This window comes from Bacillus gobiensis (assembly GCF_001278705.1).
In the GTDB taxonomy this organism is placed as follows: Bacteria; Bacillota; Bacilli; order Bacillales; family Bacillaceae; genus Bacillus; species Bacillus gobiensis.
This window is the reverse complement of sequence record NZ_CP012600.1, coordinates 2,080,191-2,104,425: the sequence shown is the minus strand read 5'-3', so window position 1 is coordinate 2,104,425 and position 24,235 is coordinate 2,080,191. Positions and strand designations below refer to the sequence as shown.

Sequence of the window (24,235 nt, the reverse complement as noted above, 5' to 3'; positions counted from 1 at the left end):
AATATGCTGGAAATTATCTTTGAAAACGATCATGATACCGCAGCGTTTTTACAAAATGTAAATATAGCTGCCGCACAAATCCTGTATCCTGTAGTGATCCATAAAGGAACGAACAAAATAGGCATACAAATTTCTGAGCCTTCTATAAGCATTGAAGAATTCGTGAAGCCTTTAGTGGCGCAATTCATTTTAGAATGCAAGGAAAACGAATGTCTTACAGCCATCATTAAAGGAAATTATTATTTTCTCGACCACGAAGAGCAGCAACAAATTCTTCATTTGGCACACAGCGTAATTGAGGGTGATGTCGTCATTCCCTCTCTTCAAGATAAACCTCCCAGAGAGCGTTATATTCATCAAGAATTAGCACAAATTCCTTTGTCATCAGGCAGCTTTTCCATCCGCTCCTTTATGACGTTTCGTTTAGCGCAATATCATGAACGGCTTAGGGAGTATGTGGAGTCCGCGATAGAGGAATACAAGATGGAGCAGGAATACCAAAACTTCATTCAATCGCTCCGAGATTATGTGCATAAAAACGAACCAAAGCTGGAGAAGGTTCATATCGTCCATGATCACCAATTCGCCATATGGGAACTGAGATATATGTCAGAAAAAGAAAAGAAAAAATACATAGACCGGCAGTTTATAAAAGAACACCCAATGTATATTGATTCCCTGTTGTTAGCGCCTCTTGTCAGCATTGCCCCATTGCAAATTGAGATCTACACGAAGGATATTGAACATGCAATGATACAAACGATTCAAAACATTTTTCAAGAAAGAGTCCGCTTATACAGTCTTAAAGCGTTCAAGGAGCGTACGGTTTTTTTTAAGCAATCAAAAGAACCTTCTTGATTTTCGTGAAAAAACGATTTATAATACGGATACACTTGCATAGAAATGTTTTGATAAGGACACGAGTAATTTGTACACCGATTTGTAGAGAGGGAAGCCATCGGCTGAAAGCTTCCTAATCAGGAGCATGTTTCTTACCACCTTTGAACATCAGCTGTAAACGACTAAGTCTAGTAATGGCTGACGGGAGTTCCCGTTACTGATGAAAAGCTGCAGAGAATGGTTTTAGCTCTGCAGGAAAAAGGGTGGAACCACGATTCCGTTAATCAAGCCTCGTCCCTTTCATAGGGACGGGCTTTTTATTTTGCATAAACGCCTGTTCTCTATTAGGGGACGGGCGTTTTTTTATATAAGAAAAGGAGTGACAAAGATGTCAGATATGGTAAAAATCACATTTCCCGATGGCGCAGAGGGGGAGTTTAAAAAAACCACAACAACAGAGGATATCGCGGCATCAATCAGTCCGGGACTCCGGAAAAAAGCTCTGGCCGGGAAATTAAATGGATCGCTCATTGATTTAAAAACGCCAATTGAAGAAGACGGCGCCATTGAGATCGTTACCGATAAATCGGATGAAGCATTGGAAATTATGAGGCACAGCACCGCTCACTTAATGGCTCAGGCGATTAAACGCTTATATGGGAACGTGAGATTAGGAGTAGGGCCTGTCATTGAAAGTGGCTTTTACTACGATATTGATTTGGAGGAGTCTATCACGCCTGAGGATCTTCCAGCAATCGAAAAAGAAATGAAGAAAATTATTAACGAAAATCTTCCGATTGTACGTGTGGAGGTTTCCCGCGATGAAGCGAAGCGGAGGTTTGCAGAAATCGAAGATCCGTTAAAGCTTGAGCTATTGGATGCCATTCCTGAAGGCGAAAAAGTAACCATCTATGAGCAAGGAGAATTTTTTGACCTTTGCCGCGGCGTTCACGTACCATCAACCGGAAAAATCAAAGAATTTAAACTGCTGAGTCTGGCCGGAGCTTACTGGCGCGGAGACAGCAACAACCAAATGCTGCAAAGAATCTACGGTACAGCCTTCTTCAAGAAGGAAGAATTAAAAGAGCATTTGCGCCTGCTTGAAGAAGCCAAGGAGCGCGACCATAGAAAGCTCGGTAAGGAGCTAAAGCTGTTTGCCAATTCGCAAAAGGTTGGCCAGGGGCTTCCACTTTGGCTGCCGAAGGGCGCAACCATCAGGCGCACGATCGAAAGGTACATCGTAGACAAAGAGGTCACCCTTGGCTATGAGCATGTCTATACTCCGGTTTTGGCCAGCGTAGATCTATACAAAACCTCAGGCCACTGGGACCATTATCAGGATGATATGTTCCCGATCATGGAAATGGACAACGAGGATCTGGTTCTTCGCCCAATGAACTGCCCGCATCATATGATGGTCTATAAAAACGACATACACAGCTATCGTGAGCTGCCGATCCGGATTGCCGAGCTTGGCACGATGCACCGTTATGAAATGTCCGGCGCATTGTCAGGCCTTCAGCGGGTTCGCGGCATGACGCTGAATGATGCCCATATCTTTGTACGTCCTGATCAAATTAAAGATGAGTTTATCCGTACTGTGCATTTGATTGAAGAGGTCTATAAGGACTTTGGATTTGAGAATTATTCCTTCCGTTTGTCTTATCGCGATCCAGAAGACAAAGAAAAGTATTTTGATGATGATGAGATGTGGAATAAAGCCCAGGCGATGTTAAAGGATGCAATGGATGAACTCGGCCATGATTATTTTGAAGCAGACGGAGAAGCTGCGTTCTACGGCCCGAAACTCGACGTTCAGGTTAAAACTGCTCTCGGCAAGGAAGAAACCCTTTCTACCGTGCAGTTGGACTTCCTTTTGCCGGAACGCTTTGATTTAACCTATATCGGTGAAGACGGAAAGCAGCACCGCCCAGTCGTCATTCACAGAGGCGTCGTGTCGACAATGGAACGCTTCGTTGCCTTCTTAATTGAAGAATACAAAGGAGCTCTTCCTACGTGGCTTGCACCGGTACAAGCCGAGATTATTCCTGTATCTCCTAGCGTACACCTTGACTACGCAAAGCAGGTGGAAGCTCGTCTGCAGCGCGAGGGAATGCGCGTTGAGGTTGATTTCCGCGATGAGAAGATCGGCTACAAAATCCGTGAAGCACAAATGCAAAAAATCCCGTATATGCTCGTCGTCGGCGATCAAGAATCAAAAGACGGCGCTGTAAACATCCGGAAATACGGAGAGCAAAAGTCCGAAACTGTTTCGCTGGAAGAGTTTGTTGCAAAGATTTCTGGTGAGTTGAAGAAGTAAGTACATGGTCCTTTTCTTTGGCAGGGACAAAAATGCAGGCCTATCCGAAAGCAGAGGATAGGCCTGTTTTCTTATCTGTTTGTACCCGATTAAACGACTATTTTATTAATCTAATTATAATTGTTCTTCAATGTACTCATTTAATTCCATTAATATATCTTCAAATGATTCATCAAGAAATTCACCGGCAATCTTACTGCCAGGAATGTTTCTTGAAATCGGTAATCCTAAGAAATAACTTTCGCACTCCCATATATTTATGATATGTATATCTAGTAGTTCATTGCTTTCATCAGCTATTCCTATTGAAATGGATGAATGGTATCCAGGCTGAAAGGGGTCGCTTCCCTCTATTTCGATTCCAGCTTCAAAATCTAAATTTTTATTGGTGAAAACAGAATTATACTCACTTACCAATTTTTCTAAATGGGCTTTTAATTGCTCTTCAGTACGATTAATCTTTTCCTTCAAATCTGGAGTGAACTCACTTTGTAAATATTTCATCGATCGGCCTCCGATTGATACTACTCACCTTAAATTCGTTGTCTTATCATTAAATTCCTGTAAAAAAAACATCGAAGGAAGTCTCGATGTTTTTCAAGTGAATTTGTCCACGGTCGGATAAATTAAATAATGGGATGAAATATCGTCATAATGGTCGGATTTATTCAAAAAATGGTCGTTATTTAGCTGCTGCAAATGACTCTGCCGCTACGTAAAGAAAGTAGGAGAGCCCTGTCTGATTTGATTCAATCATTTGACGATGAAAATCATCGGTCAAAAAGAATTTGGTTTGCGCTACGAAATCTTCTGCTTCTATGTTTTGACTATGTTCATTTAAGAAGCGGATGTGTTTACTAATTAAGGAGCGCACTTCTGCGTCATCGTGCGTTACCCCGTTCTTTAATGCATCTGCCATGTGTTCCATAAATTGTTGGGCTTCAATAGCAGATTCATTTAATGAATCAACATCTATGTCTTGATCTTCAATTAAATCGTAACCATAATTTTCTACCAGATGAGTGTTTTGCTCTTGTAATGCCTCTTTCCACTCATTTTCACTTTTAAATCCTTTAAACATATCTGATTTTTTCATTTTTTCTCCTTTCATGGCATGATCAATCGTTTCGTCTATCGTCTGCACCAAGCGCTTGGTTTTTCTGATTTGGGCAAGCAGAAGCTCTTTCTGGTTAGATAAAATCGTTACTCGATCAGATTTGCCATCTAAAATATGTTTTATTTTTTTCAGAGGGAAGTCTAGCTCACGATAAAATAAGATTTGCTGCAATCGTTCCAGTTCTTTTATTCCATAAAAGCGATAGCCGGCATCATTCACTTTGTATGGCAATAAAGTGAACCTTCAATCAGTGGGGGTTTTTGCTTGTCCCCCACTGATTGTTAGGTGAACTAATCGGGCTTTTACGGGCAGTTGATCCCCCCATCTAGACTTCTGAGGATACATGAAATCTCCGAGGTGGGGGTCTTACTGCCCGGTGATGCGGGATTAAAGACCGATTTTGTGATAGTGATAAAGCGTTTTGATCGTTACATTTGCTGCTTCTGAGATTTCTGTTACCGTATAAAGTATTTTCATCACCTCTAATAAAGATCGTAAAGTCTCCTCTTAGGGAGGGGTCAAGAGATTCTAATAAATATTTTTCAATTGATAATAAAGTCGCTAAAACGTTAGTAATGTTATTCCAATAAAGGGTGGAATTATCATTAAAGGATGTATTGTTTATATTTTAACTGATCAGTTGAGTATAATCGGGGATTCTGCTATATTTAACTACATGGTTAACGATAATAAAGATCATTTAAATGAAATATTTCATGCTCTAGCTGATTCAACGAGAAGAGAAATGGTCCATATGATGTCTCAAAAAGAAAGGACAGTATCTGAATTAGCAGAGCCTTTTGATATGTCTCTGGCTGCCATTTCGAAGCATTTAAAGGTTCTGGAGCGAGCAAACTTAGTCGAAAGGAAGGTTAATGGAAGAACACACTTATGCCGCTTAAACACCGAATCATTATCTCAAGCTACAGAATGGCTGCGTTTTTATGAGAGATTTTGGAGTAATCGTTTTGATATTCTTGAAAATGAGCTATTGAAAGCAAAAAAGAAAGAACATTAATCTACATATAGGAGGATTAAGGTGAAAAATTTTTCAACAACCACTTTAAAAATGACAAGGATTTTTGATGTAGCACCAGAAAGAGTTTTTGATGCATGGCTGAACCAAGAGATGATGAGAAAATGGTTCTTTACATTAGAAGGGACAAATAAGGTGGCTCAAAATAATCCTCAAGTAGGAGGTACATGGGAAATTGTTGATCATCGAGATGGAAAAGATTATCGAGCGATCGGGGAGTATCTAGAAATTGTTCCTCCAACTAAATTAGTGTTTACTTTTAAGATGCCGCAATTTAGCGAATTAGAAGATACAATTACAGTTGAGCTAAAAGAAATTCAGCAAGGCTGTGAAATGACATTTACACAAAACATCATCGTTCCTCATGAAGAAAATTGGACAAAATCTGATATCGAAAAAGCTCTTAGAGAGTATCACGAAGGCTCTGAACATGGCTGGAATTTAATGTTTATGGGGCTGAAGGAATTAGTTGAGACAGGAAAAGTTAGTTATAAAGGCTAAAAATCGTTCAGAGAACTCGATTATGAACAAATTGGCGCGATTACGAAAAAAATAATCCGTTTTATTTTTTTACCCCCTTCTTAAAATAAGAACAGGGGTTTTGCGTATTTGATGAGGAGTTTTCAAAGCACTGAAGTTTTCACAAAATAAATCTCAAAAGGGAGTGACCCCACACTAGCAGTCACTCCCAGTCTCGTTTATTCGCCAAGAATCGGAAACAGCTCTTCCAAATGGCTGATTTCGTAATCCGGCTTGACTTCCGTTTCATTCGTTTTGCTGTTTCGATTAACCCATACTGTTTTGACACCTGCTCTGGAAGCTCCGAGGATATCCGTGTTCAAATTGTCTCCAACCATAATGGCGTCTTCCTTCGAAAGTCCCATCAGATCGAGACAGTGTTCGAAAATTCCGGGATCGGGCTTTCCTTTTCCAAAATCGCCGGAAATGACAATTTCATTGAAATACGGCGCAAGCTCTGGAACTCCGGCAAGCTTTTCCTTCTGCAGGCTTGGATCGCCGTTTGTCAAAAGCAAAAGCTCGTACTTTCCTTTCAGTTGATCAAGCACAGCGAATGTTTCGTCATAGACGTACGGCCGCCTTCTGCGTTCGTCAGCAAAAAACTGGGCTAAGTAAGCCCCGAATTCCGGATCGTCAATGCCGGCAGCCTTCAAGCCATTTGTCCAAGCATTTCTTCTGTATTCGGGTGCGATTTTGTTTAACTTCTTAAAGCCTTCGCTGATTGGTTCACTAAAATTGGACCAAAGACCTTCGAAAGGATTGATGCCGATCATGACTGTGTACGGGTAAGTTTCATATGTCATATACAGGTCTCTTGCCGCCTCGCGCACAGTTTCTTCAAATTCTTTCGGATCAAGTCCATACTTCTTTTCTGCTTCAAGACATGTGTGATAAAAAGTTGTACTTACGCTTTTCTCATCCCATAAAAGGGTATCATCCAAATCAAAAAATACGGCTCTCATATTCGTCTCCTCAGGTTTATTCTATATTCGTTGTTTATTTTACAATAGGTGGTGAGGATGATAAAGGTGAAATTTTTCTGGCAATTCTTTTTATCCCGTATTAACGGGCAGTAACCCCTCACTGATTGAAGGTTCACTTTATTATCTGTGGGATAATCTAAAAAAAATAAATAATTTCATTCACTAAAAAATTTACTGTTCAAATATTTTACTGTTTCAAGATCTGAGGAAGTTCGTAATGAAAAAATATGCTGATATTTTTCATGGCCTTTTCCAGTAATCACAACCCAATCCTGTTTACTGCACAGATTTAGAGCAAAAGTAATAGCTTCCGTTCGATCTGGAATGATTATACCTTTTTCATTACCGAATTCTTTATTTAAAATTTCGAGTGAAGCTCTCATTTCTTCATGAGGTACGCCATTTAAATCATCAAATGTTAAAATATATTTATCACTTAGTTCAGATGAAATTTTGAGCATTTCTTTTCTCTTACTGACGTCCCTATTACCTCTAAATCCATAAACATGAAAAAGTCTGTTAGCTCCACAGTCTTTAGCAGTCTTTAAACAATGAAATATCGCATCTGCTGTATGTGCATAGTCTATAACTATCATTGCTCCGTTTTTATACTTATAATTTTCAAATCGACCTGGGACTCCTTGAAAACTTTCAATTGCTGAAACGATTTTATCTTTTCTTATTCTAAACTGCTCGGCAACTGCAAATGCCATTACGGCATTATATAAGTTATGTAAACCTGCCATTGGAAGTTGAATTTCAAATTCCTCTGAGTGATCTGAGATCCTTGTACTTGTTATATGTGCGGAATGTATTTTAAGATCTGAGCCAGGAGATTTCCCTATTGTGTATACCTCCCTCTCTCCTTGATCTTTCAATATATTCGCCAACTTCTCTCCCCAGATATCATCTATATTAATAATTGCTTGTCCATTACTTTTAATTTTTTTAAAAAGACTTGCTTTAGATTCAAAGTAATTTTCCATGGATGTATGATAGTCCAAATGATCATGAGTTAAATTTGTAAATATGCAAATATTAAATTCCATGCCTTCTGCTCGATATTGAGATAACCCGTGGGATGAAAGCTCCATAATAACAACTTCATCTTTACTTTTAGAAAGCAGATCATTTAATACTAGAGAACTTGGTGTGGTATTAACGGCTGCTATTTGTTCTCCATTAATAACGTAATGAATTGTTCCAATTAAGGAACAAGAAAAGCCATTTTGTTCAAGAATATGTTTAATTAAAAAACTTGTAGTAGTTTTACCATTTGTCCCGGTTAAACCAATCATTATTTTATCGTTCGAAGGATTTCCATAAAACTCTTTCGCAATGATACCTAATGCTTTTCTAGTGTTATCAACTTTTATATAAGGCACAGAAAGGTTACTTATTTCTTCTTCTCCGACAACAGCAACAGCACCTTTCGATACAGCTTCTTGAATATAGGAATGACCATCTGCAGTATTGCCCTTGATTGCTACGAATAAATACCCGTCTTGGACGTTTTTGGAAGTATCGGTAACACCTCTAATTTTTCTATCGGCGATTAATTTTATATTGCCATCATCATTCCCTATTCCTTTAATCAAAGGATGCAAATTCATAAAGGCATTTACTCCTCAATACATTTTTTAACGTTATTATCGACATTAAAAATTAAATTATGTGAAATTTGTGTAGAATTGAAAGTGCAATATACTCTTAAAATTATTATTCTATTGATAAAAATTAGTCAGAGACGGTGTTGTTTTTTCATTTTTCAAGGGAGGGTGATTTTCAATGAAATAAAATCATATGCAATTCATAAAACGATCAATTATCACACCAGTATCCGGAGCCCGAGTTCCTGTTCCATTAGGGTACTTTATTCACTGCTGCAATCAGGATATGAAACGAAAATCCCTTGCATCTCCAATTCTTCCATGCTAAACTAAAAAAGTTGCATTAAAGAAGTGTTTCTTGACTGTTTATCTAACTTCGTGTAAACTAAGTGAGAATTGAATATACATCACAAGAAGAAGCACCCGCTTCTCACCTGATTGACACATTCTTGTAGTTGGCAGGTTAACCGTACATTTTTAATTATTTCCTTAAATGTTCGAGTGTGGGTGCCGTCTGTGGTGCCCGCACTTTTTGTTTGCCTGTAAAGATACAATGAAAAAGTCAAAAGCTAAAGTTGTGAATCAATTCAAACATTCTATGGAGGTGGCTAATTATTAGCAAAGATCAATTGGTTAATGAGGGTATCCGTGCACGTGAAGTACGTTTGATTGGGCAAAATGGCGATCAGTTGGGAATTAAATCCCGCCAGGAAGCGCTAGAAATTGCCGGTCGGGCAAATCTTGACCTTGTATTAGTTGCTGCAAATGCCAAACCGCCTGTATGCAGAATCATGGATTACGGGAAGTTTAGATTTGAACAGCAGAAGAAGGATAAAGAAGCACGTAAAAATCAAAAAATCATTAACTTAAAAGAAGTTCGGTTAAGTCCCACAATCGACGAGCATGACTTTAATACGAAGTTGCGCAACGCCATTAAATTCCTGCAAAAAGGGGATAAAGTGAAAGCTTCGATCCGCTTTAAAGGTCGTGCGATTACCCATAAAGAAATCGGCCAGCGCGTTTTGGATCGTTTTTCTGAAGCATGCGAGGAAGTGGCGACAGTTGAAACGAAACCGAAAATGGACGGCCGCAGCATGTTCTTAATGTTAGCGCCTAAAAACGAAAAGCAATAAGGAGGAAACATCTATGCCAAAAATGAAAACTCATCGTGGATCTGCTAAGCGTTTTAAAAGAACAGGTTCCGGAAAGTTGAAACGTTCTCATTCATTCAGAAGCCATATGTTTGCCAACAAGTCACAAAAACAAAAAAGAAAGCTTCGTAAAAGTGCCATGGTGAGCGCTGGAGATTTCAAACGCATCAAGCAAATGCTTGCTAACATGAAATAATTCGAAAATTAGTAGGAGGGAATTCCAATGCCTAGAGTAAAAGGTGGAACAGTTACACGTAAACGCCGTAAAAAGGTTCTTAAATTAGCCAAAGGTTATTTTGGTTCAAAACATACATTATACAAAGTTGCTAATCAGCAAGTTATGAAATCATACAATTACGCTTTCAGAGATCGCCGTCAGAAAAAACGCGATTTCCGTAAGCTTTGGATCACTCGTATTAATGCAGCAGCGCGAATGAACGGTCTTTCTTACAGCCGTTTAATGCATGGCTTAAAGCTTGCTGAAATCGAAGTGAACCGCAAAATGCTTGCTGATCTTGCAGTGAACGATCTTTCTGCATTCAATCAGCTTGCTGATGCAGCAAAATCAAAACTTAAATAATGACGAAAAGCCACTCGATTTGGGTGGCTTTTTCAGTTTTAAATGACTCCGAGGTGACGTTCCTTGTATTATATCGCTCTATTCATCGTCCTTATCAATCTTTATGGGTACACTTTGATGGGAATTGATAAAAAAAGGGCACGCGAACACAAATGGCGGATTTCCGAGTCGCATCTTTGGGTGGTATGCCTGCTTTTTGGATCAGCTGGCATCGGTGCCGGCATGTATTACTTCCGGCATAAAACGAAGCACATAAGCTTTCGGCTCGGAGTCCCGGTGTGCTTTATTTTGCACGTGGGGCTTGGTGTTTATTATTTCATGTTCTATTAGACCAAATCAGATGCTGATCTGGTCTTTTTTGTATGCCGGGCAAAGAGCAAACTCATCTTTTAAGATTGAATACAGCTTTAAATCACGTTTTTGAAGTGATTCTTTATCTAACAATTGCATAGAAAAAATATCACGATCTGTGATGCCTAACAATTTCTTTCTTCTTGATGTGAATGACCTTCTACCACTTTTATGGACTTTATCATTCCACAGTGTATATTCTTGATACATCTAAATTACTCCGTTAACTGAACAGGTTCTTTCATAATTTCATAAGTCCTATAGAAAAAGAGAGCAGCCGAAATAGTGACTTCTTTCTAAAAATAAAATGAATAAAATAGTGCTTTTTTATTCACCTGTAATAACGTGTATGTTTCAAAGGATTTGGACTTCTTGAATTTCTCTGAATCTGTGTATTGTGAACTAAAAATGAATAGAGTATGCAATAGAAAAAACATCCAAGTTCAAAGGGCTTGCTTGGTTCCGTCAGCCGTGCATACACAAGATCTTATGTTGGTGTTATTGGCTAAGGAGTATATCCGTCACGATATTATGATGAAAGTTATGAGTAAGCACTCTTCAGAAGAAAAAATGAATCAGATTTGGAAAGGTGATTCAGATCTCTTCTATATTGTGACGAATGAGCTTTTAAATAAAAAAAGTAAAAAAGGAGAAGACTAATATGTTTTTGCAAATATTTTTAATTGGCATCTTATCTGGTCTCTCTCCTGGACCAGACTTTTTTCTTGTGATGAAAAATAGCTTAGGATTTGGTCGGCGTTTAGGGATTGCAACAGCGTTAGGTATTGCTTCAGCCTTATTTGTTCATATAACATACACGATTTTAGGTTTCACTTATATTATTGAAAAATTACCGAGTATATTTATAACTATTAAATTAGCAGGTTCCCTTTATTTATTATGGTTAGGATTCCATGCCATTAAATCTGTTAAGCAAAATAAAGAACAATCCGGCACTGGATCAAAAGCAAGAATTGGATAAGAACGTAAAACAAGGTTTTCGTGAGGGGTTTATATGTAATGTATTAAATCCGAAAGCTGCACTCTTTTTCTTAAGTGTTTTTCCCAATTTATTTCAGCTGATACGGCTAGTTGGATTTATGGAACTGAAATCGTTATAGCAGTCGGTCTATGGTTTACGTTTATTTCGACCGTCATTTCTTATCAAAAATTTAGAACTTTTTATGAACGATACAGCCATTGGTTCGATCGAGGCTTAGGGGTTATTTTGATTTATTTTGCAGTATTTATTGTCTATTCAACTATTCATGGATAAGGAGAAATGACACATGGAAAAAGAATTATTTTTAGAGAACAGTTATCAGACAAGTTAGTTGTAAAACCGTTATTAAAGAAATTAGCGATAATAAAGTAATTTTAAACCAGACTGTTTTTATCCAACTGGCGGGGGACAACCGTTTGATACAGGTGTTTTAAAGCAAGGAGATTATGAATTCGAAGTTACACAAGTAAAAAGAGAACAGGGTGAAATTGTTCATTACCTAGATGATGCTACAAACCTATCTGTAGGAGAGGTAACAGCCCAAATCAATTGGGATCGACGATACAGATTTATGAGGTACCATACTCTTTTACATGTCATTGCGGGCCATCTTTATAATGAATTCGGAGCTTTAGCTACAAGTAATGAGATTTATGAGGATAATCGAGTGAGAATTGATATTAAATTTGAAGGGGCTGTTCCAGAAGACTATTTCGCTATAATGGAAAAAGATATTCATGAAATTATAGAAGAAAATCATTTGATTTCAACTCGCAGCCTTCCAAGAGAAGAGGTTGAGAAAACCCCAGGCTCCACCAAGACTGTTATCAATTTACTGCCATCCTCCATACAAACTATTAGGTTTGTAGCTATCAGTGATCTAGATGAACAAGCGTGTGGCGGCACTCACGTGTAATCAACAAAAGAAATAGGTGCATTTTCAATCAATAAAATCAAAAATAAGGGTCCACATATAAAAAGAATTGGTATAACTATTACTGACTAAAAACAAGGTGAAATTAAATGAATCTAAAGAGAGGACAGTGTGCTATGTCGGATCGTGTAAGTGTAAGGGAGGAAGGAGATCGCCTTCCTATTTTTTCTTCCGTTATATACAAGATATACTGGGCCTTATAAAAAATTTTCTTATCTAAAAAGCAATTAGTCGAATGAGTCTGCCGTGTTTCTGTATAATAAGGATCATAAAGAAAAGGGAGGTTATACATAAATGGCTAAACTGGATGAAACATTGAAAATGCTTAAGGAGTTAACTGACGCAAAAGGGATTCCTGGAAATGAAAGCGAACCGAGAAAGGTCATGAGGTCATATATCGAACCTTTTTCTGATGAAGTGACGACGGACCGGCTGGGAAGCCTAATTGCGAAAAAGACCGGAAAAGAAGGCGGCCCAAAAATTATGATCGCCGGTCACTTGGACGAAGTAGGTTTTATGGTGACGCAAATTGATGACAAGGGCTTCATTCGCTTTCAAACGACTGGCGGATGGTGGTCACAGGTGATGCTTGCCCAGCGTGTAACAATTGTAGGGAAAAAAGGAGACATCACAGGTGTCATCGGCTCGAAGCCTCCGCACATTTTGCCTCCTGAAGCACGAAAAAAGCCTGTGGACATCAAGGATATGTTTATAGATATCGGTGCAACAAGCAGGGAAGAAGCGATGGAGTGGGGTGTACTGCCCGGTGATCAAATCGTTCCGTATTTTGAATTCACTGTAATGAACAATGAAAAATTTCTTCTAGCCAAAGCTTGGGATAACCGGATCGGCTGTGCGATCGCCATTGATGTTTTGAAAGGCCTGAAGGGTGTGGATCATCCGAACGTTGTCTACGGGGTAGGAACAGTTCAGGAAGAGGTCGGGCTCCGCGGGGCAAAAACTGCGGCAAATACGATTCAGCCTGACATCGGGTTTGCTGTTGATGTAGGGATAGCTGGGGATACTCCGGGGATATCAGAGAAAGAAGCACAAAGCAAAATGGGGAAAGGGCCGCAAATTATCCTTTACGATGCCTCAATGATTTCTCATAAAGGTCTTAGGGAGCTTGTAGTCGGAGCAGCTGATGAAACCGGAATCCCGTATCAGTATGAATCAATTGCCGGAGGAGGCACAGACTCAGGTTCGATTCATTTGACAGCAAACGGAGTTCCTGCACTCTCTATCACAATTGCTACCCGTTACATTCATACACATGCGGCTATGCTTCATCGCGATGATTATGAAAATGCGGTCAAACTGCTTGTTGAAGTGATCAAACGGCTTGATAGCGAAACTGTTCACAAGCTTACCTATGAAGACTGATAGCTCCTCTCCTTTTTTAGGAGAGGTTTTTAAATTTTATCCATGAACACGCTTACAATGTTGTGGTATAGTGAAAAGAGAACAAGCAAAAGGGGGATGGTGTTATGAACGCGATCACAATTGTAATTGCTTCAATGTGTATCTTAATGATCGCTTACCGTTTATATGGGACATTTATGGCGGTAAAAGTAATGAAACTCGATGATGCAAAACCAACGCCTGCGCATACATTTGAGGATGGCAAGGATTATGTGCCGACGAATAAATGGGTATCCTTCGGTCATCATTTTGCGGCAATTGCTGCAGCGGGACCGCTTGTTGGTCCGATACTGGCCGCGCAGTTTGGATATTTGCCAGGGCTGCTGTGGCTTTTAATCGGAGCTGTAATTGGGGGAGCCGTACATGACGCTGTTGTTCTATTGGCTTCCATGCGCAAGAAAGGAAAATCGCTTTCAGAGGTGGCGAAGGATGAGCTCGGACCGGTGGCGGGCTTTTGCACTGGTCTTGCCATGTTATTTATTATCGTCATCACAATGGCGGGATTATCCATGGTTGTCCTTCATGCGTTAGAAAGAAACCCATGGGGAACCTTTGCCGTGGGAATTACAATCCCAATTGCAATGGGGGTAGGGATTTACTACAAAAAAACAGGGAATTTAAAGCTTGCTTCTACCGTAGGATTTATATTATTAATGATCGGTGTTTTTTTAGGTCCGGCAATTCAAGGGACGGCATTGGGAGATCTGTTGACTCTTGATACGAAAGTGCTTGCAATTGCACTTCCGGTTTATGCTTTTTTTGCGGCGGCGCTTCCTGTGTGGCTTTTGCTTGCGCCTCGGGATTATTTAAGCAGTTTTATGAAGATTGGAGTTTTTATTGCTCTAATCATTGGTGTATTTATCGTTAATCCATCGATTCATTTTCCGGCATTTACTCAGTTTGTAAATGGAGGCGGACCAGTGCTTGCGGGACCTGTTTGGCCGTTTATTTCGATCACGATCGCCTGCGGAGCGATTTCGGGATTTCACGCATTCGTTGGATCCGGAACAACGCCAAAAATGCTGAACAAATGGAGTGATATTAAAGTCGTCGGCTTCGGTGCAATGCTTGTAGAGTGCCTTGTCGGAATCATGGCTTTGATCGCTGCAACTGCCTTGCAGCCGGCAGACTATTTTGCGATTAATTCTTCACCTGAAGTTTTCAGCACTCTTGGGATGACTGTCCAGCATCTGCCAGAGCTTAGCCGGGAAATTGGACTAGACTTGGAAGGAAGAACAGGTGGTGCGGTTACACTGGCGGTAGGCATGAGCTACATTTTCACAGGGCTCCCATTTTTCAGCAATCTTGCCTCATTCTTTTTCCAATTTGTTATTATGTTCGAAGCTGTGTTTATTTTAACAGCGATTGATGCGGGAACTAGGGTGGCAAGATACTTGATTCAAGACTTTTTCGGCGAGGTCTATAAACCGTTGAAAAAAACCGACTCTATTCCGGCTTCTATTTTTGCGAGTGCTTTAGCTTGCTTTATGTGGGGGTATCTTCTTTATTCAGGTGATATTGGATCGATTTGGGCCTTATTTGGTGTTTCCAACCAGCTGATGGCTTCAGTAGGGCTGATTATCGGTGCAACGGTGATTTTGAAAATTGCCGATAAACGGCGTTATATGCTGACGTGTCTTATTCCGCTTGCTTATTTATACGTAACAGTCAATTATGCCGGCTACTGGATGGTGAAAAATGTGTATCTGAATCCGGAAGCTGCTGGATACAGTGTATTAAACGGAATTTTATCGATCATTATGCTCGCGCTCGGCCTTGTCATTATGGGAACAGCAATTAAGAAATGGGCAGAAATCTTGAAAAATCCTGATCTTCGTTATGAAGCATCGATTCCAGGATAAAAAAATTAAAGCCGCTCCTATTAATGGAAGCGGCTTTAATCTGTTATTCAGGCTTTAATCCGTTTTCAAGTGTTTCCAGCATTTCGCTTTTGTCGGTATCCGATGCATGCTGCCATAAGACCTCAAACAAAACACCAAGTCCGGGAAGCATTTTTTCCTCGCCGCTTTGGATGGCGTCAACAATCGTGTGTTCGATCTGCTCTTGATCATTTCCTGTGACATTGGCAATGACGGCTTTTCTCAAATTTAAATCCATCACAATCTTCTCCTTTTATGTAGCTTTTATAGATGTATTGTTTCTCATATTCAGGTTTATTATGTATGTAACTTAAGATAAGATAGAATAAGCTTAACCGTGAACGAAAAAGGAGAAAAGAAACGTGAAATACATTGAATCGGCGAAAAATCAAAAAGTGAAAGAGTGGAAAAAGCTTCACACAAAAAAAGAGCGCGACAGAACAAACACCTTTTTAGTCGAGGGCTTTCATCTGGTAGAAGAGGCCTTAAAATCAGAGGGAGCTGTCAAAGAACTCATTTTGACGGATCAAACGAACCTGCCGAAAGATTTGAATCCTCAGATTAATTGTTACGTTGTAAGCGAAGATGCCTTTTTAGCAATTTCAGAAACAGAAACCCCGCAGCAGATTGCGGCTGTTTGCCAAATGCAGCGTTCACCTGAAGTGAAGGGGGAAAAATGGTTATTAGTAGATGCTGTACAGGATCCCGGCAATCTAGGGACGATCATTCGGACAGCTGATGCTGCGGGGATCGATGGAGTGATTCTCGGCAAAGGGACGGTTGACGCGTATAATTCGAAAACACTTCGCTCGGCGCAAGGGTCGCATTTTCATCTTTTGCTTGAAAAAAGAGATCTTCTCGAATTTACAGATCAATTAAAAAAGCAGGGAATATCTATATTCGGCACCGCTCTTCAGGATGCGGTCAGCTATAATCAAATCAACCCCAGCGATCAATTTGCTTTAATCGTTGGAAACGAAGGGGCTGGTGTAGATCCTGAGTTATTGGAAAAGAGCGACCAAAATTTATATGTACCGATTTATGGGCAATCGGAATCGTTAAATGTTGCCGTTGCTGCAGGAATTTTGCTCTATCATCTAAATGGGTAAGGTTTGGTATTGCAACTAAATCACTCTTTCACTATAATAAAGGTAATATTTTAAAAACCGTGATAGAGGACTTGTTATTATTCGTCTCCATACAGGGAATAAATGCCGCTGACTGAAAGCATTTTATGGAAAAAATAATAACTTTTCACCTCTTGAGTTGTCACCGGGACCACATCGTTTGTGTAAAGGTGAACCGGAAGAGCAATCTTTCGTTATGTCAATGAAGCTACCAAAGGCATGTCTTTGGTTTAAGGGTGGTACCGCGGCCACAAACGTCCCTTTTTTTGAAGAGGGGCGTTTTTTTGTTGAATAAATAATTACGGTTTTAAGCATAAGGAGGATGAAACAATGAAGGAAGAGTTAAAACAGCTTGAAAAAGAAGCTCTTGATAAAATCACTTCGGCGGACTCTTTAAAAGAAGTCAACGAAGTGCGAGTAGCCTATCTTGGAAAAAAAGGGCCGATTACCGAGGTTCTGCGCGGGATGGGCAAGCTCTCAGCGGAAGAAAGACCTGTCATGGGGGCGCTCGCCAATGAAGTTCGGGAATCGATTGCTTCAGCCATTTCTGAAAAAAACGAAGCGCTTGAGCAAGCAGAAATCGCAAAGAAATTGGAAGAGCAAGCCATTGATGTCACACTGCCCGGAAGCCCTGTCAAATTAGGGGCAAGACACCCGCTGACGATCGTGACAGAGGAGCTCGAGGATTTATTTATCAGCATGGGATATACGGTAGAAGAAGGACCTGAAGTAGAAACCGATTACTACAATTTTGAAGCATTAAATCTGCCAAAAGAGCACCCGGCACGCGATATGCAGGACAGCTTTTATATTACGGCGGACACCCTGCTTCGTACACAAACATCCCCGATTCAAGTTCGCACACTTGAGAAGCATAAAGGGAAAGGTCCTGTAAAAATTATCTGCCCCGGCAAGGTGTACCGAAGAGATAATGATGATGCCACTCATTCCCATCAGTTTAATCAAATCGAAGGGCTCGTTGTCGATAAAAACATCAGTATGAGTGATCTGAAAGGGACGCTTGAATTATTTGCGAAAAAAATGTTTGGTGAAGACCGCGAAATCAGATTGCGTCCAAGCTTTTTCCCGTTTACAGAACCATCTGTTGAGGTGGACGTATCGTGCTTTAAATGCGGCGGCAAAGGCTGCTCGGTTTGTAAGCAAACAGGCTGGATCGAAGTGCTCGGCGCCGGCATGGTACACCCGAATGTGCTGGAAATGTCAGGATTTGATTCGAACGAGTACCAAGGATTTGCGTTCGGGATGGGACAGGAGAGAATTGCCATGCTGAAGTACGGCATTGATGATATTCGCCATTTTTACACAAACGATATCCGGTTTTTATCTCAATTCAAGCAGGCGTAAAAGGAGGAGAAATCCATGTTAGTTTCATACAGGTGGCTAGGAGATTATGTCAATCTGGAAGGAATGACACCAGATCTGTTAGCTGAAAAAATTACGAGAAGCGGCATCGAGGTGGAAGCTGTTGAATGGAAGGGTGACGGTATCAAAGGTCTGGTTGTCGGACACGTCCTTGAATGCGAGCAGCACCCGAATGCCGATAAATTAAATAAATGTTTAGTAGACCTTGGAGAGGAAGAACCTGTTCAAATCATCTGCGGCGCGCCGAATGTCGCTAAAGGACAAAAGGTTGCTGTCGCCACAGTTGGTGCAGTTCTCCCTGGGAATTTCAAAATTAAAAAAGCCAAGCTCAGAGGCGAAGTTTCGAACGGAATGATCTGCTCGCTCCAGGAGATCGGATTTGAAGGCAAACTCGTACCGAAAAATTACGCGGAGGGAATCTTTGTTTTTCCGGGCGATGCAGAGACAGGCACCGACGCTATTGAGGCTCTTATGCTTGATGACGCAGTCTTGGAGCTGGGACTTACTCCGAATCGTTCGGATTGCTTAAGCATGCTCGGAGTTGCTTATGAAGTAGCTGCGATTTTAGATCGTGAGGTTAATCTTCCTGAAGCTTTATATGAAAACAGCTCGGAAAAAGCCTCCGATTATATCTCTGTAAAGGTTGAGGATCCATCGGCTAATCCGCTCTACACGGCAAAAGTGATCAAAAATGTGAAAATCGGTCCATCGCCGCTTTGGATGCAAACGAAGCTGATGAACGCTGGTATCAGGCCGCATAATAACGTCGTTGATGTGACGAACTTCTGCATGCTGGAATACGGGCAGCCGCTCCATGCGTTTGATTATGATGCTTTCGGCTCTTCTGAAATTGTCGTTCGCAAGGCTTTTCAAGATGAAGCGATTCAAACGTTGGATGATCAAGAACGTACATTGTCTGAACGCCACTTGGTCATTACAAACGGTTCTGTTCCAGCAGCTGTAGCGGGAGTAATGGGCGGAGCAGATTCTGAAGTAACAGATCAGACAACAACCGTACTGCTCGAGTCAGCATATTTTGACGGTCAAACCGTTCGTCAGGCATCGAAGGACCTCGGACTGCGAAGCGAATCAAGCATGAGGTTTGAAAAAGGATTGGATCCAAGCCGGGTACGGTTAGCTTCAGATCGCGCGGCTGCGTTACTTGCTGCATATGCCGGCGGTGAAGTTCTTTCAGGTACCGTGGAACAAGACAGCCTTACGATAGAGGCTAATAATGTGCATGTGTCTGTTGAAAAGGTCAACAATGTCCTTGGCATGTCGATTTCAAAGGAAGAAATCGTTGATATTTTTCGCAGACTCGGCTTTTCAACAGGAGAAGCAGACAATGTGCTGATCGTGACCGTGCCTTCAAGAAGAGGAGATATTACGATTGAAGAAGACCTCATTGAAGAGGTTGCAAGGCTCTACGGCTATGACAACATTCCGTCGACTTTGCCTGTTATCAGCTCTCTATCAACAACCGGTTTAACGCCATATCAGGCAAACCGCAGAAAGGTCAGAAGATTTTTGGAAGGCGCAGGATTGTCCCAAGCGATTACGTATTCGTTAACGAATGAGCGGAAAGTAGAAGCCTTTGCCCTTCAGAAATCGTATCAAACGAAGCTGTCTATGCCGATGAGTGAAGAACGCAGCATTTTAAGGCACAGCTTACTTCCTCATTTGGCTGATACTGCGGCCTATAATCTTGCAAGGCAGGCGGATTCAGTCGCGCTCTATGAAGTCGGCTCAGTTTATTTGTCCGAAGAAGAAGGGGCTAAGCCAGTAGAAAAAGAGCATGTCGCAGGTCTTGTTACCGGGTTGTGGCACAAACAGCTGTGGCAGGGCGAGAAAAAAGCAGCCGATTTTTATGTCATAAAAGGAATCACAGAGGGCTTGTTCAGCAAGCTTGACGTACTCGACGAGATTGAATATGTACAGGCGAACAAAAAAGACCTCCATCCGGGCCGCACGGCTGAAATTTATTTTAGGAAGAAATCAATCGGCTTTGTCGGGCAGCTTCACCCTAGCTATGAAAAAGAGCTCGACTTGAACGAAACCTACGTCTTTGAGCTTGACCTGAATGCTCTGCTCACTGTAGAAACAGGCGGACTTTTGTACACGACAATTCCAAGATATCCATCGGTGACAAGGGATATAGCACTCGTCGTTGATCAAACAATATCAAGCGGACAGCTGGAAAAAGTTATTTCAGAAACAGGAGGAACTCTTCTTAAAGAAGTAAAGGTATTTGATGTATACGAAGGCGAGCATGTCGAAGCAGGCAAAAAATCAATCGCCTTTTCATTGACCTACCTGAACCCTGAGCAAACGCTAACTGAAGAAGAAGTAACAAACATCCATCAAAACGTACTGAATACGTTGGAAGAAACATATCAAGCAAAATTAAGACATTAAAGGAAGCTTGCCGGGTAGACCCTGGCAAGCTTTTTTGCTTATAAATTTATAAATTTAAGCAAGCGACATAATAAAACGAATCCATTTTGAAAAAAGTTTGATCAAAATGGATTCTTATCGTTTTAATAAGCATTCAGTTTTATTATGTTACTGCAGCTTTAATAGGACTAAATTTTTTGTCTATATTCTTTTTCTTTGAGTTCATACATAGCTGCTTTATAACTAATAACATCTAAATAATTAAGATACTCATTAATTTTATTCTTTACTCTTGATTTATGTTGCATCATCATTTCTTTTCTTTGTAATAATGTATCATCTCCTAATTCGTAAAGTTCGAAATACTTCCTTATGTTGGCGATAGACATTCCAGTCAATCTTAGAATACGAATGAAATTTATCGACTCAATATTTTCATCGTTATATATTCTTCGACCACTAGAATCACGAGAAATATTTTTTAAAATCCCTTCTTTTTCATAATATCTAAGTGTATTAGCAGACACATTTAAATGATTCATCACATATTTCATCGAATATGTCATATAACTCTCCTCTTTTCAGTTATAGTTACTATACATTGAATCGTATCAAAAAGGAAAATAAAATACCAAAAACATCTGTTTAATCATGTTTTACTTATAAAAATATTAGCGCTTGACTTATAGTAACAATAATAATTTACCATGAAGTAGAACTTCTAATATCTAATAAAGGAGATGCTATGATGTCAAATATTAAAGACAAAGTCATTATCATTACCGGCGCCAGTAGTGGTATTGGAAAGGCAACCGCAACTTTGTTGGCAGAGCAAGGTGCTCACGTTGTTGTTGGCGCAAGAAGAAAACAAAACCTTGAAGAATTGGTCGCTTCCATCACTTTAAATGGCGGTTCAGCTAGCTATCAGGTAACAGATGTGTCAAAACGCTACGATGTTGAAAATTTGGTGAAACACGCTGTAAATACCCACGGAAAAGTTGATGTACTCATAAACAATGCTGGCGTTATGCCCATTTCCCCCCTTGACGACCTGCGCGTTGAGGATTGGGAGCGGATGATCGACATTAACATTAAAGGGGTTTTGTACGGCATCGCAGCAGCACTACCCGTCTTCCGCAAACAGGGTATTGGGCATTTCGTCAACACCGCTTCTACAGCAGGACATAAGACTGTACCAAACCAATCAGTCTATTCCGGCACGAAGTATGCCGTACGTGCCATCTCTGAGGGGTTGCGTCAGGAAGCTGGCAATAATCTTCGTGTAACGATCATTTCGCCTGGCATGACGCGGACAAGCTTTTCGGAAAGTGTGACAGATTCGGAGATAAAAATTCAGTTAGAAGAATACCGGGACATTGCAATGTCACCGAAGGCGATCGCACGCGCTATCGCCTTCGCGATCGATCAGCCGGTCGATGTTGATGTAAATGAGGTTATCGTCCGTCCTACTGCGCAGGGCTAAATCAATCTTTAACTCGTAACGGTATGTATGTTCTGTTACGAGTTTCTTTCTGATTTAAGAGTAATGCACCTAAAGAAACTGTTAATGTAATATTTAAAGAAATAAGCATAAATCGTTACAGTGTTGTTGGTAAAATGCTTAATGATCAATAAGGTTCGGATAAAATGAAACTTCATTCAGTGGGAGATATATTAAACAAAGGGAGGTTGAGGAAAATGGATCTTATTATGATGTTTTTCTTCCTATTGATTGGAATTAGTTCAGTTTTGAATATCCTTTTTAAGATGACAGGAAAAAGAGATTGGCTTATATCATTGTTATTAAGTGCTGTTTTATCAATTATATACGTTGCAATTTTAAGGTGAAATGAAAGAGAAAAAAATTTTTAAAAGCTATCACAACGCAAAGAGAAAGGAACCAATTTTGATTAACGCGTGTAAAAAAACGAGATATCTTGTGGAATAAACAAAAAAAAATCAAACCCGAGGTCTGACCTTTTTCTCATATCATCATTCCTTTTTCAATATACCTAAATATTTTTTCCAAGGCCCAACATCTGCTCTGTATCTCTCGGCCATTACTCGTACGATTTGAGAAATGTGCGTTAAATCATGAACCACCCAAGTAGAAAGCAATTCTCGTAACTTCACTACACCAAGTACAGGGTGTGAACCTGTCAATTCAAGGTGCAATCCAGGTTCAATAAGGCCTTTAAGCTTGGTTATATTTTGTGATCTAATCGTATTAAATTCAAGTAATTTTTGTTCAATCGATCTTACAGCCCTGTTATTTAGATGTGAATAACGATCAAATGGGGTGAATGGTTTACTGTCACCTTCTTGAAGAATAAATTCTAATCTGGGTATCCAATTTGTTTTCTCTCCCTCAATCAGGTGATCAATCACTTCAGAGACATTCCATGTTCCTTCGCCTTCATTGCATTCCAGCCATCCATCAGATAGCCCCGATAAAAAATACTCCAATGTTTGAGGTGTACGCTCCAGAATCTCAATAGCTTCTTTCAAATTAAAATTCATAGACCTGCTCCTCCTATATATAAAATTTCACTGCCATTGATTCGGTTCGACATCTTTAATAGATTGCTGGTCAAAAACGAATCAGCCCCGTCCCTTCTTTTCAGCCAACAGCTTGGCTTTATTGGTATTGGCAAAATGCAGCTTTGTAAAAGACGCCAATGCGTTTACGCCTTTTTGTTCAATGAGCCGTGCCGCAGCCTGGTCGACAAGAGCGCCTGCTCCTTTTGGAATCGTAAACCCCGATTTCTTTTCGAGCTTTTTCATTTCCATTAAAAAGGAATATCTCGCGATGATCGAGGCTGCTGCTACAGAAAGGTGGATTCCTTCTGCCTTCGTGCTGAAATATACGTTTTCTTTCATTATTTTTTTACCGCTAAGATGCTTGAAATAAACGTCTGGTTCCGCGAATTGGTCGATAAGGATTGCATCTGGCGTTTCGCCTGCTAATTTTTCCAATACATTTCCTATTGCCTGGTTGTGCAGAATCGCTTTCATTTTTCCTTGGCTCATTCCTTTTTGCTGCAGGTCATTGTATTTTTCATTTTTCAGCACGAGCAGGCTGTAAGGAATGGTTTTAATTAAATCCTTGGCGATTGTGATTATTTGCGGGTCCTTTAGGTTTTTGCTGTCTTTAACGCCCAGCTCCTTCACCAGCTGAAGCTGAGATTTACTGACATAAGCAGCAACAACAGTGATCGGCCCGAAATAATCTCCTGTCCCCACTTCGTCGGAGCCCACAACGGATAGACTTGCAATTTGTTCCGGCGGGGAATAAGGGGTCGTTTTTCTCGCTTTTTTTTCTTTCGGCTGTGACGGTACGCCTTCCCAGCGGCTGCTTTCTGTTTCTGCTTGTTTTCCTTGAAAAAGGACTTTTCCTGAGAGGTACGCGGTGACGGTGCAGCCAGGCAATTTCGCTTGAAAGCTTGTATGCGCCGGAGCCGGGGTTACTAAATGGTTGCGGTAATACTGCCGCATTTGCAATATGCGGTCTTTATTTATTTTTAAAACGAAATGAGCCAAAATAGTTATTCTCCTTTATCCTGTCAAATCATTGTCTATAAAGTG

25 protein-coding genes, 2 pseudogenes and 2 other annotated features are annotated in these 24,235 nt (G+C 40.4%); of the genes and pseudogenes, 18 read left to right on the top strand and 9 right to left on the bottom strand.

Annotated elements, in window-relative coordinates; genetic code table 11:
* Window positions 1-3: 3 nt before the first annotated feature.
* Together ytxC and thrS are read left to right on the top strand one after the other, a co-directional pair.
* Entirely contained in the window at window positions 4-858 is an 855-nt protein-coding gene (gene ytxC, locus AM592_RS10520) for a putative sporulation protein YtxC (RefSeq protein ID WP_053603766.1), read from the top strand.
* Between the two features lie 41 nt (window positions 859-899).
* Window positions 900-1,142 (top strand) — a binding site (T-box leader).
* A gap of 86 nt (window positions 1,143-1,228) precedes the next feature.
* Window positions 1,229-3,160, top strand: a complete 1,932-nt coding sequence (gene thrS / locus AM592_RS10515) for a threonine--tRNA ligase (RefSeq protein ID WP_053603765.1) — start codon at window positions 1,229-1,231, stop codon at window positions 3,158-3,160.
* 114 nt (window positions 3,161-3,274) lie between these two features.
* Here the strand turns inward: thrS and AM592_RS10510 are convergent, their stop codons facing one another.
* Window positions 3,275-3,664, bottom strand: coding sequence for a hypothetical protein (locus AM592_RS10510; protein WP_053603764.1), 390 nt, complete (start codon window positions 3,662-3,664; stop codon window positions 3,275-3,277).
* A gap of 178 nt (window positions 3,665-3,842) precedes the next feature.
* Window positions 3,843-4,508 (bottom strand): MerR family transcriptional regulator, encoded by a 666-nt coding sequence (locus AM592_RS10505; protein ID WP_098945229.1) that lies wholly within the window; start codon window positions 4,506-4,508, stop codon window positions 3,843-3,845.
* A 445-nt stretch (window positions 4,509-4,953) separates the two neighbouring features.
* Here AM592_RS10505 and AM592_RS10500 point away from each other — a divergent pair, with 445 nt between their 5' ends.
* Both AM592_RS10500 and AM592_RS10495 read left to right on the top strand, forming a co-directional pair.
* Window positions 4,954-5,295, top strand: coding sequence for an ArsR/SmtB family transcription factor (locus AM592_RS10500; RefSeq protein WP_053603763.1), 342 nt, complete (start codon window positions 4,954-4,956; stop codon window positions 5,293-5,295).
* Between the two features lie 51 nt (window positions 5,296-5,346).
* Window positions 5,347-5,814, top strand: coding sequence for an SRPBCC family protein (locus tag AM592_RS10495; RefSeq protein WP_245213055.1), 468 nt, complete (start codon window positions 5,347-5,349; stop codon window positions 5,812-5,814).
* Window positions 5,815-6,011: 197 nt separating this feature from the next.
* Here the strand turns inward: AM592_RS10495 and AM592_RS10490 are convergent, their stop codons facing one another.
* Both AM592_RS10490 and AM592_RS10485 read right to left on the bottom strand, forming a co-directional pair.
* The gene (locus AM592_RS10490) at window positions 6,012-6,794 is read right to left on the bottom strand and encodes an HAD family hydrolase (RefSeq protein ID WP_053603761.1); all 783 of its coding nucleotides are present in this window, start codon (window positions 6,792-6,794) and stop codon (window positions 6,012-6,014) included.
* Window positions 6,795-6,970: 176 nt separating this feature from the next.
* Window positions 6,971-8,428, bottom strand: a complete 1,458-nt coding sequence (locus tag AM592_RS10485; protein ID WP_053603760.1) for a UDP-N-acetylmuramoyl-L-alanyl-D-glutamate--2,6-diaminopimelate ligase — start codon at window positions 8,426-8,428, stop codon at window positions 6,971-6,973.
* A gap of 402 nt (window positions 8,429-8,830) precedes the next feature.
* Window positions 8,831-8,966, top strand: a sequence feature (ribosomal protein L20 leader region).
* Between the two features lie 70 nt (window positions 8,967-9,036).
* Here AM592_RS10485 and infC point away from each other — a divergent pair.
* The 4 genes from infC (at window position 9,037) to AM592_RS10465 (ending at window position 10,486) form a co-directional block, all read left to right on the top strand.
* On the top strand, window positions 9,037-9,558 hold the full coding sequence (gene infC / locus AM592_RS10480) for a translation initiation factor IF-3 (protein ID WP_082363950.1): 522 nt from the start codon (window positions 9,037-9,039) through the stop codon (window positions 9,556-9,558).
* A 13-nt stretch (window positions 9,559-9,571) separates the two neighbouring features.
* Window positions 9,572-9,772, top strand: a complete 201-nt coding sequence (rpmI, locus tag AM592_RS10475) for a 50S ribosomal protein L35 (protein WP_053603758.1) — start codon at window positions 9,572-9,574, stop codon at window positions 9,770-9,772.
* 27 nt (window positions 9,773-9,799) lie between these two features.
* A complete protein-coding gene (gene rplT, locus AM592_RS10470; protein ID WP_053603757.1) occupies window positions 9,800-10,156 on the top strand; it encodes a 50S ribosomal protein L20 in 357 nt (118 codons plus the stop codon).
* Window positions 10,157-10,228: 72 nt separating this feature from the next.
* Window positions 10,229-10,486, top strand: a complete 258-nt coding sequence (locus AM592_RS10465; RefSeq protein ID WP_082364342.1) for a DUF1294 domain-containing protein — start codon at window positions 10,229-10,231, stop codon at window positions 10,484-10,486.
* 6 nt (window positions 10,487-10,492) lie between these two features.
* Here AM592_RS10465 and AM592_RS24140 read toward each other — a convergent pair whose 3' ends face one another.
* Window positions 10,493-10,717: a hypothetical protein gene (locus AM592_RS24140; RefSeq protein ID WP_053603756.1), complete on the bottom strand. Its 225-nt coding sequence runs from the start codon at window positions 10,715-10,717 to the stop codon at window positions 10,493-10,495.
* Between the two features lie 162 nt (window positions 10,718-10,879).
* On the opposite strand from AM592_RS24140, the gene AM592_RS10455 reads away from it, so the two are divergent.
* From AM592_RS10455 to cstA, 6 genes and pseudogenes are all read left to right on the top strand, one after another.
* Window positions 10,880-11,167 carry a hypothetical protein gene (locus AM592_RS10455; protein ID WP_053603755.1) on the top strand — a complete coding sequence of 96 codons (288 nt, stop codon included), beginning with the start codon at window positions 10,880-10,882 and terminating at the stop codon, window positions 11,165-11,167.
* A 1-nt stretch (window position 11,168) separates the two neighbouring features.
* A pseudogene (locus AM592_RS24975) lies at window positions 11,169-11,783 on the top strand (LysE family translocator).
* Between the two features lie 124 nt (window positions 11,784-11,907).
* Window positions 11,908-12,057 (top strand): annotated as a pseudogene (locus AM592_RS25360) (alanyl-tRNA editing protein); the annotation flags it as partial.
* 120 nt (window positions 12,058-12,177) lie between these two features.
* Window positions 12,178-12,426 carry an alanyl-tRNA editing protein gene (locus AM592_RS25355; protein ID WP_376773415.1) on the top strand — a complete coding sequence of 83 codons (249 nt, stop codon included), beginning with the start codon at window positions 12,178-12,180 and terminating at the stop codon, window positions 12,424-12,426.
* Window positions 12,427-12,738: 312 nt separating this feature from the next.
* Window positions 12,739-13,827: a M42 family metallopeptidase gene (locus AM592_RS10440; RefSeq protein WP_053603754.1), complete on the top strand. Its 1,089-nt coding sequence runs from the start codon at window positions 12,739-12,741 to the stop codon at window positions 13,825-13,827.
* Window positions 13,828-13,931: 104 nt separating this feature from the next.
* Window positions 13,932-15,728 carry a carbon starvation protein CstA gene (gene cstA / locus AM592_RS10435; RefSeq protein ID WP_053603753.1) on the top strand — a complete coding sequence of 599 codons (1,797 nt, stop codon included), beginning with the start codon at window positions 13,932-13,934 and terminating at the stop codon, window positions 15,726-15,728.
* Between the two features lie 43 nt (window positions 15,729-15,771).
* On the opposite strand, the gene sspI is transcribed toward cstA, so the two are convergent.
* Complete coding sequence (gene sspI / locus AM592_RS10430; protein ID WP_053603752.1) at window positions 15,772-15,984, bottom strand: small acid-soluble spore protein SspI; 213 nt, start codon at window positions 15,982-15,984, stop codon at window positions 15,772-15,774.
* A 124-nt stretch (window positions 15,985-16,108) separates the two neighbouring features.
* Here sspI and AM592_RS10425 point away from each other — a divergent pair, with 124 nt between their 5' ends.
* The 3 genes from AM592_RS10425 to pheT all read left to right on the top strand — a co-directional run bounded on the left by AM592_RS10425 (window position 16,109) and on the right by pheT (window position 20,671).
* Window positions 16,109-16,855: a TrmH family RNA methyltransferase gene (locus AM592_RS10425; RefSeq protein WP_053603751.1), complete on the top strand. Its 747-nt coding sequence runs from the start codon at window positions 16,109-16,111 to the stop codon at window positions 16,853-16,855.
* Window positions 16,856-17,203: 348 nt separating this feature from the next.
* The gene (gene pheS, locus AM592_RS10420) at window positions 17,204-18,238 is read left to right on the top strand and encodes a phenylalanine--tRNA ligase subunit alpha (protein ID WP_053603750.1); all 1,035 of its coding nucleotides are present in this window, start codon (window positions 17,204-17,206) and stop codon (window positions 18,236-18,238) included.
* Between the two features lie 15 nt (window positions 18,239-18,253).
* Complete coding sequence (gene pheT, locus AM592_RS10415; RefSeq protein ID WP_053603749.1) at window positions 18,254-20,671, top strand: phenylalanine--tRNA ligase subunit beta; 2,418 nt, start codon at window positions 18,254-18,256, stop codon at window positions 20,669-20,671.
* A gap of 167 nt (window positions 20,672-20,838) precedes the next feature.
* Here pheT and AM592_RS10410 read toward each other — a convergent pair whose 3' ends face one another.
* Window positions 20,839-21,216 (bottom strand): MerR family transcriptional regulator, encoded by a 378-nt coding sequence (locus tag AM592_RS10410; protein WP_053603748.1) that lies wholly within the window; start codon window positions 21,214-21,216, stop codon window positions 20,839-20,841.
* 182 nt (window positions 21,217-21,398) lie between these two features.
* Between AM592_RS10410 and AM592_RS10405 the strand changes: the two genes are divergently transcribed.
* A complete protein-coding gene (locus AM592_RS10405; RefSeq protein ID WP_053603747.1) occupies window positions 21,399-22,133 on the top strand; it encodes an SDR family oxidoreductase in 735 nt (244 codons plus the stop codon).
* A 509-nt stretch (window positions 22,134-22,642) separates the two neighbouring features.
* On the opposite strand, the gene AM592_RS10395 is transcribed toward AM592_RS10405, so the two are convergent.
* Both AM592_RS10395 and rnhC read right to left on the bottom strand, forming a co-directional pair.
* Window positions 22,643-23,170 (bottom strand): DinB family protein, encoded by a 528-nt coding sequence (locus AM592_RS10395; protein ID WP_053603745.1) that lies wholly within the window; start codon window positions 23,168-23,170, stop codon window positions 22,643-22,645.
* A gap of 81 nt (window positions 23,171-23,251) precedes the next feature.
* Entirely contained in the window at window positions 23,252-24,190 is a 939-nt protein-coding gene (rnhC, locus tag AM592_RS10390; protein ID WP_053603744.1) for a ribonuclease HIII, read from the bottom strand.
* Window positions 24,191-24,235 lie beyond the last annotated feature (45 nt).

Bases quoted from the DNA above. Each gene is read 5' to 3' on its own strand.
- ytxC (WP_053603766.1), top strand. From the start codon at position 4: ATGCTGGAAATTATCTTTGAAAACGATCATGATACCGCAGCGTTTTTA.
- thrS (WP_053603765.1), top strand. From the start codon at position 1,229: ATGTCAGATATGGTAAAAATCACATTTCCCGATGGCGCAGAGGGGGAG.
- AM592_RS10510 (WP_053603764.1), bottom strand. From the start codon at position 3,664: ATGAAATATTTACAAAGTGAGTTCACTCCAGATTTGAAGGAAAAGATT.
- AM592_RS10500 (WP_053603763.1), top strand. From the start codon at position 4,954: ATGGTTAACGATAATAAAGATCATTTAAATGAAATATTTCATGCTCTA.
- AM592_RS10495 (WP_245213055.1), top strand. From the start codon at position 5,347: ATGACAAGGATTTTTGATGTAGCACCAGAAAGAGTTTTTGATGCATGG.
- AM592_RS10490 (WP_053603761.1), bottom strand. From the start codon at position 6,794: ATGAGAGCCGTATTTTTTGATTTGGATGATACCCTTTTATGGGATGAG.
- AM592_RS10485 (WP_053603760.1), bottom strand. From the start codon at position 8,428: ATGAATTTGCATCCTTTGATTAAAGGAATAGGGAATGATGATGGCAAT.
- rpmI (WP_053603758.1), top strand. From the start codon at position 9,572: ATGCCAAAAATGAAAACTCATCGTGGATCTGCTAAGCGTTTTAAAAGA.
- rplT (WP_053603757.1), top strand. From the start codon at position 9,800: ATGCCTAGAGTAAAAGGTGGAACAGTTACACGTAAACGCCGTAAAAAG.
- AM592_RS24140 (WP_053603756.1), bottom strand. From the start codon at position 10,717: ATGTATCAAGAATATACACTGTGGAATGATAAAGTCCATAAAAGTGGT.
- AM592_RS10440 (WP_053603754.1), top strand. From the start codon at position 12,739: ATGGCTAAACTGGATGAAACATTGAAAATGCTTAAGGAGTTAACTGAC.
- cstA (WP_053603753.1), top strand. From the start codon at position 13,932: ATGAACGCGATCACAATTGTAATTGCTTCAATGTGTATCTTAATGATC.
- sspI (WP_053603752.1), bottom strand. From the start codon at position 15,984: ATGGATTTAAATTTGAGAAAAGCCGTCATTGCCAATGTCACAGGAAAT.
- pheS (WP_053603750.1), top strand. From the start codon at position 17,204: ATGAAGGAAGAGTTAAAACAGCTTGAAAAAGAAGCTCTTGATAAAATC.
- pheT (WP_053603749.1), top strand. From the start codon at position 18,254: ATGTTAGTTTCATACAGGTGGCTAGGAGATTATGTCAATCTGGAAGGA.
- AM592_RS10410 (WP_053603748.1), bottom strand. From the start codon at position 21,216: ATGACATATTCGATGAAATATGTGATGAATCATTTAAATGTGTCTGCT.
- AM592_RS10405 (WP_053603747.1), top strand. From the start codon at position 21,399: ATGTCAAATATTAAAGACAAAGTCATTATCATTACCGGCGCCAGTAGT.
- AM592_RS10395 (WP_053603745.1), bottom strand. From the start codon at position 23,170: ATGAATTTTAATTTGAAAGAAGCTATTGAGATTCTGGAGCGTACACCT.